Here is a 15,077-nt window from a genome sequence, read left to right as displayed (position 1 = left end):
ATTTAATTTTTATTCATGAGGTTTCTGCTTTCGCGAGAACAAGTATAATTCTTGACGAATAAAATCTGTAGGGAATTTTTCGTCACCATCAAAACCAAGTTCTATATCTCTTCCACTGCTCGGTACATAACTAGTTTTAAATAGGTAATCCCAAATACTTAAGGTTAGTCCATAATTAACACCATAACTTTCATGCTCAGGTAATGCTTTTGCGTGATGCCAAATATGCATCTTTGGATTGTTAAAAACATATTTTAAAACACCATAATCCCAACCTAAATTGGCATGATTTAAATGACCAACGGTAATGCTAAAAAAGTGAACGATTGCAACGTGTTGTGCATCGAAACCACCAATAATTGCAATGGGAATATAAAGTAAAGATTTGTAAAGTATAGGTTCCATCCAATGATAGCGTAAGTGAGCAGCAAAACCCATTTCTTTAACACTGTGATGCACTTTATGGAAATCCCAAAGCATTGGAATACGATGTAATAATCTGTGTGTATTCCATTGTGTGAAATCACTAACAATAAAAAAGATTAATAAGCCTAATCCTAGTGGTAGCGTATCGACATCAAACAATTTAAAACTTGAAATTGAAAGTCCAACCAGCCCAAGAATATCATTAAAAAACGCAGCAAAGGTATCTGTTAAGGCGATAAGGATAATAAGGTTTAATAAAAAGAAATTAAAGAACATGTAAAAAGTATCTAGCCAAAAATCTTTTCTAAAAACAGATTGGTTTTTTCGCCATGGAAATGCAATCTCCAAAATCCAAACTAAAAAAGAGATAACAATTAAGCCATAGAAATAATTATCCCAATGATTAATTGTGATAATTTCATTTTTAAGATAATTCCAATACCCGGAATACGAATTTTTAATGAGATCTATATATTTGTCCATCTAAAATCTTAAGTCGTATTTTTACTGTAAAAATAACATATTTTTACAGTAAAATTTAATCTTAGGGATACATTTAATATATAAAGCAATGCGTAAAATAGATAGCTTATTAAGCGAATACGGAGAAAGTCACCAAACTAAGTTGAATAAAATTATACATTATTTTTGTGTGCCAGCTATATTTTTTAGTCTTATCGGTTTATTAGCAAGTATTCCTACTATTGGTTTTTTTGAGTATCCTTTGCCGCATTGGATGGCACCTTATATACATTATGGAACACCGTTAATTATTTTTGGATTAATATATTACCTAAGGCTTTCGTTTACACTATTTGTAGGCATGTTATTGTTTTCGGCACTCGTCCTTTTTGGAATACATAAAATTGAAGTGCTAAACATCGCGCCACTGTGGGTAATTATGGTAGCCATTTTTGTGATTGCCTGGATTGTGCAATTTATTGGTCATAATCATGAAGGAAAGAAACCATCATTTTTAAAAGATATTCAGTTTTTAATGATTGGTCCAGCGTGGACAATGAGCCATTTGTTCGATGCACTTAAAATTAAATTTTAAAAGTTCTAGAAACCTTAAAAACAGGAAGCCCAATATGAATTATATTGGGCTTCCTGTTTTAATTATGCCGTTGTTTTAACAGCAACCACCACCATCATAATGATAGGTCGACTCACTAATAAAAAGATCTTCTCTGCTTAAATTTGATAGATCACCTGCGGTTTTATCACAAATAGCAATGGGTTGATTTTTTAATAAAATGTGTCCTTTTTTGTCATCGAAATAATCTTCATTTCCAAAATAAATAGCAGCTTTCCCTGTAAAAACACAAGGGCCATCTTCCGGCATTGGATCTTTAATAGCAGCAATTTCTATAGATTCAATATAGATTAACTCATCTGTAGGATAATTTTTAGGATCTAAAATTCTATATGGTTTTCTAGCACGAATTTCTATAGTGCCAAAACCAGCATCTGTTAACGCTTTTACATATTCGGCAATAGGTAAGCTTCCACTTAAGCATAAAGCACGCAATCTGTCATCATTACGTAAAGTGTCGTTCATTGGTTGTTCGCAAGTAGGATCACTCATTACTAATTTGCCATTAGGTTTTAAAACACGATACATTTCGTCTATGGCCTTCTTTAAATCTTCAGCTTTAAAAATATTAAACAAACAGTTTTGAGCTGCAACATCAATAGAATTATCTTCAACATTTAGGTTTAAAGCATCTCCTTTTACAAGATCTACAAACTCACTTTTAAACCAATCGTTTTGTGCTTCGGCTTCAATAAAATTTTTACGAGAGGCTTCTAGCATTTCATCAACAACATCTACGCCAATAACACCTCCCTTTTGACGATTAAAATAGGCGAATTGCAACAATTCCATACCACCGCCAACACCAACATAAAGCATTTTTGGGTTATTGGTTAAATCGCGAGCGTTTACTGTGCTGCCACAACCATAGTTCATTTCCTGCATAATACGTGGGATTTTTAAACCCGGTAATTCCCATATAGGATTGGTTGTGCAGCATAATCCAACATCTGGTGTTAATGCAGCTTCTTTGTATAAATCGTTTGTAGCGTCTAAATAGCTCATGTTTTTTTTAGTATTCAGTGAGCAGTATTCAATGGAGTAACAGTAAGACTGAAGACTTCGCACTGAAGACTGCCAACTATTAAAGTGTTTTTATTAATGCTTTAAATAAAGTAATCATGTTTGGTTCTGCTTTTCCTGCCATGGCGATAATTTCTCCAATATCAACAGGTTTAAGGTGTTCTGGATCGCATTCGTCTGTTAAAACAGAAACGGCAGCAACCTTTAAATTTAAGTGGTTAGCAACTATAATTTCTGGAACAGTACTCATACCAACGGCATCTGCACCTAAAATTTTAAGCATTCTGTATTCTGCTCTAGTTTCTAGTTGTGGTCCAACAACACTAGCGTAAACGCCTTCGTGTAGAACAATGTTATTGGTTTTGGCAATAGCTTTAAACTTTGCGTTAATCTCTAAATCGTAAGGCGCACTCATGTCTGTAAAACGTTCACCTAATGTCTCGACACCTTTAAATGCCAATGGCGAACTACCTTGTAAGTTAATGTGGTCCTCAATTATCATTAATTCACCTTTTTTAAAGTCTAAATTAATGGCTCCAGAAGCATTTGAAACCAATAAAGTTTTAATGCCTAGTTTTTCCATTATACGAACAGGATAAGTAACATCTTGTAATGAGTAGCCTTCGTATAAATGAAAACGACCTTGCATAACAATTACTGTTTTGCCTTCTAGTGTTCCATAAATTAATTTTCCTTTATGAAACTCTACTGTCGCCGTTGGGAAATGAGGAACTTGGTTGTAGCTTACTTCAGAAATGATTTCAATTTCATCGACAAGCTTACCTAAGCCTGTTCCTAAAATAATGCCAATTTCAGGATTTTTAAACCCTTTCCCTTGCAAATATTCTGCTGTTTCGTTTATGTATTTAATCATTCTGTTGTATTATATTTTGTAATGGTTTAATGTGTTCTAAATCTTCGTATATATCAATATCATTTAAGGTTTCGAGTACCTGAATTTTGTAATTTTTTAAATTTTGAATCGTGTCGTTAAAAACAGTTTCCGTTCCCCAATTTTTATTTTTAAATATTGAAGCGTGCATGGTTTTCATACCTAAAAGATAATAACCACCATCTTCTGCAGGGCCAATAACAATTTCATTTTCGTTTAAAGCTGTAAAAGCTTTATTTATATGATTAGGATGTAAATGAAATAAATCGCTACCAACAATAATAATTTTTTCATAGTGTCTATTAAAACCATTTTCGAATGCCTTTTGCATGCGTTCGCCTAAATCCTTTCCAATTTGTTGATGCTTTTGAAAAATTCTCGAATCCCAAATATCATTATCTCTAATTTTCACAGAATAGTATACAGCTTTATCTGCCTCAATTTGTTTTATAACTTGCTCTGTATGTTGCAGTAGGTATTTGTAAACACGCAAAGCAGCTTCATCACCAACCGTTTTAGCTAAACGGGTTTTGCATTGTCCTAATTCTGGATTGCGAGTGAATGTTATGATGAGGTTTTTAGAATTCATTTGTATCATTTGTTTTAGTAAGCTATAAAGTTATTACTGAGCCTTAAAAATGTTATTCCGTTTTTTTTTTTTTTTTTTTTTTGTCTTTTTTCTGTGTTTCTACTTCATAAACTTTTTCACCTTTCAACAGCCACTTACTCCAAGCTTTATTAAAAGTATGTACTTTATTGGTTTCTTTTTCTTCGGAATCTATTACGCTAAAACCTTTATTTTTCCATTCAAAAATGCCACCATATAGATTGTAAACATTTGTGTATCCCGCTTTTTTAAGTTTCTCTCCAATAGTTTCAGAACGAATCCCTAATGAGCAATACACCACTATTTTTTCGTCCTTATTAGGATAAAGGTTTTCAATTGAATCAATATCAAAATTATCATATCCAACACAAATCGCGTTTTTTAAATGACTGACTTGATACTCTTTTGGTTCCCGCGTATCGAAAATTGTGGTCTTGGTTTTTGGCATTGCTAATGCTTCTACAGAGATGTAGGGCACTCCATTATCGTTGTGCTGTTTAAGTAAATCATCTAATGTTTTTTGCGCGAGCGCATTTGTAGAAATAAATGCAAATATTAAAATGAAGATATATTTCATATGTATGCTATTAAAGTTAATCTGTAACAACACCTTGACAGCTACTTCCTGCTCCTGCAGTACAACCGTAGCAATGCTGTGAAATCACGATATTTCTTCCTTCTAACAATTCTTCTTTGTATTCGCTAATATGTTTGGATTTACTGTTAACTGGTAATGCTAACATTTGGTTAAAATCGCAATCAAATAAATACCCATCCCAACTTACAGAAAGTGTATTAGTACACATTACGTTTTCTACAGCAGCAGGGTTATATGCTTCAACTAAAGAATACATGTAATCTTCGTAATTTTCAGAAGCGATTAAATAATCTAAAAAACGAGCAATTGGTAAATTAGTAATCGCAAATAAATTATGAAATTGAATATCAAAATCTTCTAATAAAGCCTTTTTAAAATCTTTCTCCATTGTTACTTGGTCGCCAGGTAAATAAGCGCCATTAGGATTATAAACGAGATCTAATTTTAAACCGCTATCTGGCATGCCATAACCGCGTTTGTTTAATTCTTGTAATGCTGTTATAGACATATCGAATACGCCTTCTCCTCTTTGTTTGTCAGTTTTTCCTCTGGTCCAGTGCGGCATAGAAGAGACAACATGTATATTATGTTTTTTAAAAAAATCGGGTAAGTCGTAATGTTTTTTATTAGCTCGAATAATAGTTAAATTAGAACGGACAATAAAATCGCTTATTCCAATTTTAGAAGCTTCTTCCACAAACCATCTAAAGTTTGGGTTCATTTCTGGTGCACCACCTGTTAAATCTAAAGTATGTGCTCCAGTAGTTTTAATAACATCTAAGATTTGTTGCATGGTTTCACGCGTCATAATCTCTTTTCTATCAGGACCTGCATCTACATGGCAATGTTCGCACACTTGATTGCACATATAACCAACATTAATTTGAAGGATTTCAAGTTTTTTGGCCTTTAATGGAAACTGATTAGTTTCGGATATTTTAGTCTTAAAAGTTGGTAATTCACCATCTGCAAAAATACCATTAGATAAAATCTCTAACTGTCTATTGCTATTTGCTAAATCGCTATCGCGTTTTTGTAAAGATTGTGTTTTTAATTTACCCATTGTTAACTGTAACTGTATGTTTATGTGAAATTTAAGGTTTTAGTTTCGTGTGATTCTACTAAATACCAAAATTGCTTTCAGAGATCTATCGATAGTCTCAAAATAGCGATTCACATAGTTTTCGCTTTTGCGAAAATTGATTCTCTGCTTACATTTCTAACTTATTCACTTTGTTCATCATTTGAACACCATGAACTAAAGTTGCGCCACTTTTTATAGCAGCTCCTACATGTAAGGCTTCCATCATTTCTTCTTTTGTAATACCACGTTGTAATCCGTCTTTAGTATAGGCGTCAATACAATAAGGACATTGTTCTGTATGTGCTACAGCGAGTGCTATAAGTGATTTTTCTCTTGCAGTTAGTGCGCCTTCTTCGAATACTTTTCCGTAATAATCGAAAAATTTATCACCTAATTCTTGGTTCCATTCACTTATTTTTCCAAACTTCCTTAGATCTGCTGGATCGTAATACGTTTTGCTCATTATAATGCTTGTTTATAATAGTATGTAAATACTATAATTGATTGTCGGACGGAAATCCTATTCCTAACAAAAAAATGGATTTAACTTTTAGATAAAGTCAAATCCATTTGTAAATTTACTAGTTTCTTTTATTAAGACGAAGGTCTTCCTTTAAGACGTTTTTCGATTTTCTGCTTTTTCTCTGTTACCCTTTTCATAACATCCATAATCTTTTCATCCTTACTCTCTTTAAAAAACTCATTTAAACCTAGAATTATTGCTTTCCCTTTTCTTGAGGCTTTAACACGATCACTAGTTGACATATTGCTCATTTTCATATCTTCATATTCTTGAGCCTCTATAAGTAACGTTTCCATAAAATTCTTTATTTTTATTAATATTCCCAAAATAATTAATCGAAATCGATTTTCCTTAAATTATTCATAATAAAAATCGATTGACTAATTGTAAAAACTAATATATGTTATTTTTTTCACTAAAAACAAATATTGACAAGTTAAAGCAAGACTAGCATTGTAAGTTGAGGAAAAAACTCAATTTATTTAAACAATGATACGAGAAACGAAATACTCTCACCCATAAAAGTGTAATGAAAGTCTCATTCTTGTTTAGTCAATCGATACTATTTTATATTAAAAAGGCTGATATTGCAAATCGATATAAGTCTTTTCATAATAAAGAATTAATGATAGTTAAAAGATATAATTCTTTAATTTAGCAAGAAATATATTTTTCTATGGACTATTTTGTAATCGCTTCTATATTAGTGCTCATGGCTGCGGTTTTTGGCTATTTAAATGTGCGATTTTTAAAGATGCCCAATACCATTGGCTTAATGCTAATTACAATTATATTTACATTTGCGGTATTTATACTAAGTTATTTTGATGATTCTTTGCTTAATGCAGAGCGGTTTATTATCACGCAAATAGATTTTAAGACAGTTTTACTGGACGTTATGCTGAGCTTTTTACTTTTTGCAGGAGCATTGCATACTAATTTTGAACAACTTAAAGTACAACGTTGGCCAGTTTTAGTTTTTGCAACATTAGGCGTTTTGCTATCTACGTTTTTAGTTGGTTTGGTCATGTTTTATGCGCTTCCGATTGTTGGGCTGCATGTGGACTTTATTTACTGTTTGTTATTCGGAGCCTTAATATCACCTACAGATCCTATTGCAGTTTTGGGGATTCTTAAGAAAGCTGGAGCACCAAAAAGATTAGAAACCAAGATTGTAGGAGAGTCCTTGTTTAATGACGGTATAGGTGTTGTAATATTTTTAACCATTTATAAAATAGCAGACTTAGGTATTGAGAATGTGAGTGCCTTAGAGGTTCTGGAATTGTTTGGCTTAGAGGTTATTGGTGGCATTATCTTAGGGTTGATTTTAGGATGGATTACTTATAGATTAATGAAATCTATAAATGACTATGACATTGAAGTAATTATAACGCTAGCAGCTGTTATGGCGGGAACTGTTTTGGCGCAAAAACTGCACATCTCTGCGCCTTTAGCAATGGTTACTGCTGGATTAGTAGTAGGTAACGATACGGTTAGAGATAATGCGATGTCAGAAACCACAGAGGTCTATGTAGATAAATTTTGGGAGTTAATAGATATCCTTTTGAATACTATTCTATTTGTATTAATAGGAATGGAAATGCTAGTACTTACTTTTAAAATGGAGTATTTATTGGCTGGTCTAATAGCAATACCATTACTATTAATTTGTAGATATCTTTCATTATTAGTACCTATAAAGTTCTTTGAGAAGAAATTAAACTTTGTACCAAAGACTAATTTAATTATGACTTGGGGAGGCTTACGTGGCGGAATTTCTATTGCATTAGCTTTAGGTCTTACGCAAGTTATGGAACGTGATTTGTTTTTAGTAATCACGTATGTAGTTGTTGTGTTTTCTATATTATTTCAAGGATTAACAGTTGGTAAGCTCATTAAAAAACTTGAAGTGAAATAATTTTTATGCAAAACTGGATTATCCTTTTAGCGGAATTTAAACAACAAGAAATACCTGTTGCTTTTGTAACTGTAACCAAGTGTTTAGGGTCAACACCTTGCGGAGTTGGTTCTAGAATGCTAGTCACTAAAGATAAGCAAATTCACGGAACAATAGGCGGAGGGAAGTTGGAGTTTAAAGCAATTGACGACGCTATTACTGCGCTAGAAGAAAACAGAATTATAGAATCTAATTATACTTTAGGACCCGAATTTGAACAGTGTTGTGGTGGAAAAGTAGAATTTATTATAGAACCGATGAATCAATCACCAGAATTATTTTTATTTGGAGCAGGGCATATTGGTGTTGAAATTACCAAATTGTTGGTCGATACATCTTTTAAGGTTAATCTTATAGATTCTCGTAATGACTGGTTTTCTAATTTGGAGTTAGACGACAGTGTTACCAAGCATCAAACTACCGAAACTGATTTTAAAACATTTAAAGATGTTGTGAAATGGGGAAACAACTGTTATGTTTTAGTGCTAACGCATAATCATGCCATCGATTTTGATATTATTGCTCACGCTTTGGAAAATGAGACCAAATTTTTGGGTTTAATAGGAAGTAAAACCAAGAAAGCTCGATTTAGTAATATGCTTATTAAAGAGATGAATATACCAGAAGGCATGGACAATGTGGTTTGTCCAATAGGATTAGATATAGGAGGCGATACGCCAAAAGAAATTGCTATTAGCGTTGTTGCACAATTACTGCAAGTGCATTACAAACTTGAAGTAAAATAGATTCCTGTTTTTGCAGGAAGTCAACATGAAAAATAATAAATCGATCATAGATAAATTAACGGCGCTCTGGGCTTTAAATGAGTCTGGTTTAGGTGGTTTTTTACATGTGTTTAATTCACCCTTTACAGGATTAATAGTTGGAGGTGTTTCCATTTTACTCATTAGTTTGATTTCTTTTTATGCTAAAAATAAATGGCAAGCTGTTTTGAAAGCTTTGGTCATTGTCTTAATTATAAAAATGGCAGTAAGTCCGTATTCTCCATTTGGAGCTTATGTTGCAGTAAGTTTTCAAGCTGTTCTAGGTGCGTTTTTGTTTTCTAATTTTACATGGAAAAGTGCAACTATAATTGTTTTAGGCATGGTGACATTTTTAGAATCTGCACTTCAAAAATTAATAATACTGACTATTGTTTACGGAACAGGTTTTTGGGAAGCTGTTAATATCTATGGAGCATGGGTTCAGAATAAATTAAATTTTATGTCCGAAACCTCTGCAACTTCGGTTTTAGTGACGACGTATCTTTTTGTCTATGGCGTTTGTGGAATCTTAGCAGGGCTTTTTATAAAAAGTATAATCATAATTATTTCAAATAAACCAGAAACCGATTTTTATCTTAAAATAGAAAAGAGTACGGTTGAAAATCAAAATAAGAAAGTATCCTTTAAAATAAAAATTATTTGGATTTGGCTACTCACAGTTGCTATAATAGTCTTGGCGTTTTCTGTGTTTGGAAGTACACTTTTTGGATGGCAAAAAGCAATTTACATTGTATTGAGAAGCTTCTTAATTTTAATGCTTTGGTATTTAGTTATTGGTCCTTTTTTATTAAAAGGAGTTAGAAGATATCTTCATAAAAAAGAATCTAAATACCAAGAAGATATTACAAATGCGATGGATCTATTTCCTTATTTCAGACAGATCATTTCATTTACTTGGAAAGAAACTAGGCATTTAAAAGGTTATACGAGATTTCAATATTTTATGGCAAATAGTATTTCTAATTGTGTGCATTTTAAAATTGCTTCAGAATGATTTATATCCTTACAGGTGCAATTAGAACAGGGAAAACAACAGCTTTGTTAGATTGGTCTAGTACTAGAATTGATGTTGATGGTTTGTTGTGTCCAGATAATGAAGAAGGAAAACGATACTTTTTGAAAGTAAAAGATAAAGAAGTATTTGAACTTGAAGTTGAAAGTAACAATGAAGAAGTTATTGAAATAGGAAGCTTCAAGTTTTTGAAATCTGCATTTAAAAAGGCGCATGAATTCCTGATTTTGATTGCCTTAGAAACTAAAGATCAATATCTCATTATTGATGAAATAGGTAAGCTGGAACTAAAGAATGAAGGCTTGCATCTTTCATCTGAAAAATTAATTCCGAAGCACATGCATAATGCAAATCAGCATTTAATTTTGGTGGTACGTGATTATTTGCTTGAAGACGTTTTGAAACATTATGCAATTTCTGAGTATAAAATTATAAACAAAGAAGCATTGAAAAGAATAATTTGACAGTAAAGGCAGTGTCACATTTAGAGCAATAGAAATGCGTTAGAACCTTTAATTAAAAATTATTATAGGATTTGTCATTCTGCACTTGATGCGGAATCTACTTTGAAAAGTAAAGAATTTAATTACCCAAAAATGATTTCACTCAAAGCGTAATAAATAGCCATAATTCCAGAAAAAACGGCACTTCCTAAAAAACGCCACTTCAGTTTAAATCGGTTTTGAATAATATAATTCGCTATAAATGAAATAGGAATATTTACTAAAAAGGACCAAAAGGCAATTTCTATAAGATTAAAGCCAATCTTATCAAACTGACCAGAAAATAATTTTATAAACAATAAATGTCTAGCAATCCATAGCGGATTAAAATACGCTATTGCCAAAACAGTTTTGGTTAATGTCGCTTTACTGCCTTTTAAATATTGTGTCTTTTTTACAATCCAATCAAAATAATTTGGAATTTCAAAGGCGTAAAAAGAGGCGCCAATAAATATCATTCCTAGTAAACGATACCAAGAAAACTCATGGAGTAATAAGGCTGCAATAGTATCACCAGCACTATAAATAAGTGCACCTTTAAGAATGTTTTGCTTTTTGTAATGGAGTGCGATAAGTATATTTTTATATTAATTGATACTGTTTATTTTTTATATAAACTCATAAGTACTTTTTCTGGTGTCATTGGCGCATGAAACTCTAACTCGTATTTAGAATTAAATGCTTTAATGGCATTTTGAAGTGCAAAATAAGCACCAATGCCATACATTAATGGTGGTTCGCCAACGGCTTTAGATTTTAAAATAGCCATATCATTTCCTTCGGTTTCTACAGGAATCACTTCCACGATTTTTGGAACTGAAAATATATCCGGAATTTTATAGGTTGACAATGCATTAGACAATAATTTCCCGTCTTTATTATACGCAATTTCTTCCATCGTCATCCATCCAATGCCTTGAATTAACGCACCTTCCACTTGGCCTAAATCAATACCTTCACTCATGCTTTTCCCGTAATCATGTACAATCTTTACGTAATCAAATTCGTAAGTACCTCGAATGCAATCTATAGTTGTGGTAGTGATAGCTGTTCCGTAAACATGATATGCAAAAGGGTGTCCTTTTTCTTTCGTTTTGTCAAAGTGAATTTCTGGTGTCGCGTAATGTGCGTTCTCAGATAAAGCGACACGTTTTAACATGGCACTACTTATAAGTGCTGTCCATAATAATTCGGATTTTTTATCATTAACATAAACACATTCATCTTTTAAACAGATGCTGCTTTCGGAAACATTTAAGTCTTGTGAAGCTACAGTTTTCAAGCGTTCTAAAAGTGAATTACAAGCCATTAAAGTTGCTTTTCCGTTTAAATCTGCAGTAGAACTCGCGGCTGAAGGAGAGGTGTTTGCAACTCTGGTTGTATTAGTGGATTCAATCTTGATTTTCTCGATTGAGACTGAAAACACATCAGCAGCTATTTGCATCATTTTGGTGTTGACACCTTGTCCCATTTCTACAGCAGCAGTACTAATCCCAATACTACCATCTAAATAAATATGAACCAAAGCACGTGCATGATTCATAGGTGTATTAGTAAATGAAATTCCAAAAGTTATCGGCATAAAAGCCAATCCTTTTTTAAATGCTTTGTTGTTTTTATTAAAATCTTTAACGTCTTGTTCTAAAGCTTCACTATTAAATATGTTTTTTGCAGAATTCCAGGTGTTTTTGGCTTCTACTTTCTTGGCAATTTGTCCGTAAGAAAACGTGTCGTTTTCATCTAATAAATTGACTTCTTGAATTTGTCTTGTGCTTACTCCAATTTCATGTGCCGCTTTTGCAATAGCAGACTCAATAACAAACATGCCTTGTGGTCCACCAAAACCTCGAAATGCTGTATTTGGTGGTAAGTTGGTTTTGCAACTTATCACTTTTGTAGTGACATTTGGTACATAATAGCTGTTAGTAGCATGAAATAATGTGCGTTCAGCAATTGCAGGCGATAAATCTGCTGCGGCACCAGAATTTTGCAAAAATTCAGTCTGGTACGCTAGAATTTTTAAGTCTTTAGAAAGGCCTATTTTATAGGTGCTTTCATAAGGGTGACGTTTTCCAGTCATGCGCAGATCATCATGTCGATTTAGTATTAATTTTACGGATTGATTTAAATGATACGTTGCTAAAGCAGCCATTACAGCCCAAGGTGTTGCTTGGTCTTCTTTACCACCAAATCCACCACCAAGGCGCGTAACATCTACTTCAATTTTGTGCATAGCAATACCAAGAACATGAGCAATTGTTTTTTGAACAGAAGTTGGGCCTTGGGTAGATGATGTGATTTTTATATTTCCATTTTCTAAAGGTTCGGCATAAGCACCTTGTGCTTCAATATATAAATGTTCTTGTCCGTTTGAAAACGTTTCACCTTCAAAAACATACTTACAATCTTGGAATGCTTTTTCAGTATCACCTAAACTAAAGGATCTTGGTGCATTAATAAAGTTGCCTTTTGCTTTGGCTTCTTTTGCAGTGGTAATTACTGGTAATTCTTCAATTTCAATGGCTATTAATTGTCTCGCTTTTCTGGCAATAAATTCAGATTCTGCAACAATTAAAGCAATTGGCATGCCCCAAAAATGAACTTCGTCTTCAGCAAACAAAGGTTCATCAGGAATGATGCCTCCAATTTCATTTTCACCAGGAATATCTTTATAAGTAAAGATTCTCTCAACACCTTCCAAAGCCTCCGCTTTAGAATAATCAATACGCTTAATTTTTCCGTGGGCTTTTGGTGAATCAAAAACGACAGCGTGAAATGTACCTTGTCTAATATTTATATCGTCCACATACAACGATTCTCCGCGAACATGTGTGTAAGAATCTAAGTTTTTAATACTGCGTTTTAGGGCAATAGAAACGGAATCTAATTTACTATCTAAGACTTTATTGGTTTTGTTTTTATGCATGCTTAACAAAATCGTTTAGGGTGAAATTATTTGGGAACAACTCCATGAAATGTGCAAAAAACAATTGTCTGGCCAACAAACGTTTATAGTCACTTTTGCCGCGAACATCGCTAATTGGTGTAATTTCTTTTTGAAGCATTTTATTAGCTTCTAATATTGTTTCTAAAGTCAATGGTTTCCCTATTAAGAAATCCGAAGTTTTATGCAGGTATTTAGGAATTGCAGAAACTCCACCAATAGAAATGTGTGCTTCTAGAATTGTTTCTTTTTCAATAGAAATATGTATTGCAGAATTCACACTAGCAATATCTAAATGTGTTCGTTTGCAGACTTTTTCAAAATTAAAAAACGAGCATTTATTGGGTAATTTAAAGTGGATATTTTTTATAAGTTCTCCGGTTTTTAAATCGAATTTTTTATAATCTTGGTAGAAGTTTTTGAGCAAAATAGTGCGCTCTTTTTGGTCTTCATTTGTAATTGTAATATTGCTATTAAGAGCTAAAAAAAATATGGTCATGTCTCCAATAGGTGACGCGTTTACAAGGTTTCCGCCTATGGAAGCCATATTTCTAATGTGTTCTGAAGAGACCAGTTTTAAGTGTTGTCGTAAGTTTGGTAAAATGCTATTTAATTCTGTATGATTCCATAAATCTGAAACCGTTGCATTTGTGCCAATGGTACACGTTTTGTTTTCAATTGTGATACCTTTTAAATAGTGTTTTTCGGCAATAAGATACACATCATTATCTGCTAAATGATCCGCTTGTTGTACATATAAATCTGTCCCTCCAGAAACATATTTCCCTTTAGGTTGGTTTAAATCTTTAACGTCAATATCTTTTAAACGCTGAGGTATATTCTTAAAATATTCAGGAATAAATTCATTTTCAATTAACCATTTAAAAGAGTTTTTTTCTTGGCTCTCTAATTTTTTAACCACTTGATGTGCAGCCTTTTCAATTGCTTTGTAACCTGTGCATCTGCAAATGTTACCACTAATGGCATCAATAGCATTACTATAATTATTTTCAGAATTTGACAACGCAAAACCTGTTAAAGCAACCACAAAACCTGGCGTGCAGAATCCGCATTGTGTTGCGTAATTTGCTTTCATAGCCTCTTGAGCGATAGTTAATTTGTTTTTAAGGTTAGTGCCTTCTACCGTTACAATATGTTTGCCATGCGAATTTCCTAATGGCGAAATACACGATGTGATACTTTGGTATTTCATAGTATCGTTTGTTAAGGTGCCAACTAAAACTGTGCAAGCACCACAATCGCCTTCACGACAACCAATTTTTGTTCCTGTAAGGCGTTGCTGATAACGAACAAAATCTAATAATGTAATTCCAGAATGTTCTGGTGTTTTAATGATTTTGTTATTTAGAATGAAGGTTGTCATATATTTTATTAATAAGTACCAAATATCTAATATAACATTTTAAAGTTATTTTTGTTTCTTATTTTAATGAATTAAAAATAGGAATTAATTTTGGCTTTTCTTGATTTAGTATCTTTTTTTATACAACAAAATAATAGATTTGAACATCATAGAGAAAGGTGTTTAAGTTATTGTTATTTAGTTAGTTGAATCAGTATTTTAAGGGTTGGCTTTAGCGAAAAATTAATTAATAGTTATAGTCAA

General features: G+C 32.7%; 16 protein-coding genes. 5 read left to right on the top strand and 11 right to left on the bottom strand.

What is annotated here, in order from left to right; genetic code table 11:
- Window positions 1-9: 9 nt before the first annotated feature.
- Window positions 10-909, bottom strand: coding sequence for a sterol desaturase family protein (locus RH82_RS16445; RefSeq protein ID WP_034062420.1), 900 nt, complete (start codon window positions 907-909; stop codon window positions 10-12).
- An 88-nt stretch (window positions 910-997) separates the two neighbouring features.
- Here RH82_RS16445 and RH82_RS16440 point away from each other — a divergent pair, with 88 nt between their 5' ends.
- A complete protein-coding gene (locus tag RH82_RS16440; protein WP_034062419.1) occupies window positions 998-1,483 on the top strand; it encodes an Mpo1 family 2-hydroxy fatty acid dioxygenase in 486 nt (161 codons plus the stop codon).
- Window positions 1,484-1,558: 75 nt separating this feature from the next.
- Here RH82_RS16440 and arsM read toward each other — a convergent pair whose 3' ends face one another.
- The 7 genes from arsM to RH82_RS16405 form a co-directional block, all read right to left on the bottom strand.
- On the bottom strand, window positions 1,559-2,527 hold the full coding sequence (arsM, locus tag RH82_RS16435; RefSeq protein WP_034062418.1) for an arsenosugar biosynthesis arsenite methyltransferase ArsM: 969 nt from the start codon (window positions 2,525-2,527) through the stop codon (window positions 1,559-1,561).
- A gap of 79 nt (window positions 2,528-2,606) precedes the next feature.
- Window positions 2,607-3,419 (bottom strand): purine-nucleoside phosphorylase, encoded by an 813-nt coding sequence (locus RH82_RS16430; protein ID WP_034062417.1) that lies wholly within the window; start codon window positions 3,417-3,419, stop codon window positions 2,607-2,609.
- Window positions 3,412-4,026 (bottom strand): TIGR04282 family arsenosugar biosynthesis glycosyltransferase, encoded by a 615-nt coding sequence (locus RH82_RS16425; protein WP_034062416.1) that lies wholly within the window; start codon window positions 4,024-4,026, stop codon window positions 3,412-3,414. The genes RH82_RS16430 and RH82_RS16425 overlap by 8 nt, the downstream gene beginning before the upstream one ends.
- A 52-nt stretch (window positions 4,027-4,078) precedes the next feature.
- Window positions 4,079-4,621, bottom strand: a complete 543-nt coding sequence (locus RH82_RS16420) for a rhodanese-like domain-containing protein (protein WP_034062414.1) — start codon at window positions 4,619-4,621, stop codon at window positions 4,079-4,081.
- A 16-nt stretch (window positions 4,622-4,637) separates the two neighbouring features.
- Window positions 4,638-5,705: an arsenosugar biosynthesis radical SAM (seleno)protein ArsS gene (gene arsS, locus RH82_RS16415; RefSeq protein WP_034062413.1), complete on the bottom strand. Its 1,068-nt coding sequence runs from the start codon at window positions 5,703-5,705 to the stop codon at window positions 4,638-4,640.
- Between the two features lie 148 nt (window positions 5,706-5,853).
- Window positions 5,854-6,189 (bottom strand): arsenosugar biosynthesis-associated peroxidase-like protein, encoded by a 336-nt coding sequence (locus RH82_RS16410; RefSeq protein ID WP_034062410.1) that lies wholly within the window; start codon window positions 6,187-6,189, stop codon window positions 5,854-5,856.
- 131 nt (window positions 6,190-6,320) lie between these two features.
- A complete protein-coding gene (locus tag RH82_RS16405; RefSeq protein ID WP_034062409.1) occupies window positions 6,321-6,545 on the bottom strand; it encodes a hypothetical protein in 225 nt (74 codons plus the stop codon).
- 380 nt (window positions 6,546-6,925) lie between these two features.
- On the opposite strand from RH82_RS16405, the gene RH82_RS16400 reads away from it, so the two are divergent.
- Genes RH82_RS16400 through RH82_RS16385 form a run of 4 tightly spaced genes read left to right on the top strand, consistent with a single transcriptional unit; the run spans window position 6,926 to window position 10,467 of the window.
- Window positions 6,926-8,167 (top strand): cation:proton antiporter, encoded by a 1,242-nt coding sequence (locus RH82_RS16400; RefSeq protein WP_034062408.1) that lies wholly within the window; start codon window positions 6,926-6,928, stop codon window positions 8,165-8,167.
- A gap of 5 nt (window positions 8,168-8,172) precedes the next feature.
- Window positions 8,173-8,952, top strand: coding sequence for a xanthine dehydrogenase accessory protein XdhC (gene xdhC, locus RH82_RS16395; protein WP_052158398.1), 780 nt, complete (start codon window positions 8,173-8,175; stop codon window positions 8,950-8,952).
- A gap of 25 nt (window positions 8,953-8,977) precedes the next feature.
- On the top strand, window positions 8,978-9,985 hold the full coding sequence (locus tag RH82_RS16390; protein ID WP_034062406.1) for a hypothetical protein: 1,008 nt from the start codon (window positions 8,978-8,980) through the stop codon (window positions 9,983-9,985).
- Window positions 9,982-10,467, top strand: coding sequence for a nucleoside-triphosphatase (locus tag RH82_RS16385; RefSeq protein WP_034062405.1), 486 nt, complete (start codon window positions 9,982-9,984; stop codon window positions 10,465-10,467). Before RH82_RS16390 ends, RH82_RS16385 begins: the two co-directional genes overlap by 4 nt.
- Before the next feature lie 122 nt (window positions 10,468-10,589).
- Here the strand turns inward: RH82_RS16385 and RH82_RS16380 are convergent, their stop codons facing one another.
- The 3 genes from RH82_RS16380 to RH82_RS16370 all read right to left on the bottom strand — a co-directional run bounded on the left by RH82_RS16380 (window position 10,590) and on the right by RH82_RS16370 (window position 14,834).
- Window positions 10,590-10,964 carry a hypothetical protein gene (locus tag RH82_RS16380; RefSeq protein ID WP_206420439.1) on the bottom strand — a complete coding sequence of 125 codons (375 nt, stop codon included), beginning with the start codon at window positions 10,962-10,964 and terminating at the stop codon, window positions 10,590-10,592.
- 143 nt (window positions 10,965-11,107) lie between these two features.
- Entirely contained in the window at window positions 11,108-13,432 is a 2,325-nt protein-coding gene (locus RH82_RS16375) for a xanthine dehydrogenase molybdopterin binding subunit (protein WP_081979286.1), read from the bottom strand.
- On the bottom strand, window positions 13,425-14,834 hold the full coding sequence (locus RH82_RS16370) for an FAD binding domain-containing protein (protein WP_034062399.1): 1,410 nt from the start codon (window positions 14,832-14,834) through the stop codon (window positions 13,425-13,427). Before RH82_RS16370 ends, RH82_RS16375 begins: the two co-directional genes overlap by 8 nt.
- Window positions 14,835-15,077: the final 243 nt, after the last annotated feature.

Origin of the sequence: Lacinutrix jangbogonensis, assembly GCF_000797445.1 — a bacterium.
In the GTDB taxonomy this organism is placed as follows: Bacteria; Bacteroidota; Bacteroidia; order Flavobacteriales; family Flavobacteriaceae; genus Lacinutrix; species Lacinutrix jangbogonensis.
Note: the sequence above shows the minus strand (reverse complement) of the source record. Positions and strands in the feature narration are given on the sequence as shown.

Coding starts and splice junctions, on each gene's coding strand:
- RH82_RS16390 (WP_034062406.1), top strand. CDS start 8,978: ATGAAAAATAATAAATCGATCATAGATAAATTAACGGCGCTCTGGGCT.
- RH82_RS16420 (WP_034062414.1), bottom strand. CDS start 4,621: ATGAAATATATCTTCATTTTAATATTTGCATTTATTTCTACAAATGCG.
- RH82_RS16405 (WP_034062409.1), bottom strand. CDS start 6,545: ATGGAAACGTTACTTATAGAGGCTCAAGAATATGAAGATATGAAAATG.
- RH82_RS16440 (WP_034062419.1), top strand. CDS start 998: ATGCGTAAAATAGATAGCTTATTAAGCGAATACGGAGAAAGTCACCAA.
- arsM (WP_034062418.1), bottom strand. CDS start 2,527: ATGAGCTATTTAGACGCTACAAACGATTTATACAAAGAAGCTGCATTA.
- RH82_RS16410 (WP_034062410.1), bottom strand. CDS start 6,189: ATGAGCAAAACGTATTACGATCCAGCAGATCTAAGGAAGTTTGGAAAA.
- RH82_RS16375 (WP_081979286.1), bottom strand. CDS start 13,432: ATGCATAAAAACAAAACCAATAAAGTCTTAGATAGTAAATTAGATTCC.
- arsS (WP_034062413.1), bottom strand. CDS start 5,705: ATGGGTAAATTAAAAACACAATCTTTACAAAAACGCGATAGCGATTTA.
- RH82_RS16380 (WP_206420439.1), bottom strand. CDS start 10,964: ATGATATTTATTGGCGCCTCTTTTTACGCCTTTGAAATTCCAAATTAT.
- RH82_RS16370 (WP_034062399.1), bottom strand. CDS start 14,834: ATGACAACCTTCATTCTAAATAACAAAATCATTAAAACACCAGAACAT.
- RH82_RS16385 (WP_034062405.1), top strand. CDS start 9,982: ATGATTTATATCCTTACAGGTGCAATTAGAACAGGGAAAACAACAGCT.
- RH82_RS16445 (WP_034062420.1), bottom strand. CDS start 909: ATGGACAAATATATAGATCTCATTAAAAATTCGTATTCCGGGTATTGG.
- xdhC (WP_052158398.1), top strand. CDS start 8,173: ATGCAAAACTGGATTATCCTTTTAGCGGAATTTAAACAACAAGAAATA.
- RH82_RS16430 (WP_034062417.1), bottom strand. CDS start 3,419: ATGATTAAATACATAAACGAAACAGCAGAATATTTGCAAGGGAAAGGG.
- RH82_RS16400 (WP_034062408.1), top strand. CDS start 6,926: ATGGACTATTTTGTAATCGCTTCTATATTAGTGCTCATGGCTGCGGTT.
- RH82_RS16425 (WP_034062416.1), bottom strand. CDS start 4,026: ATGAATTCTAAAAACCTCATCATAACATTCACTCGCAATCCAGAATTA.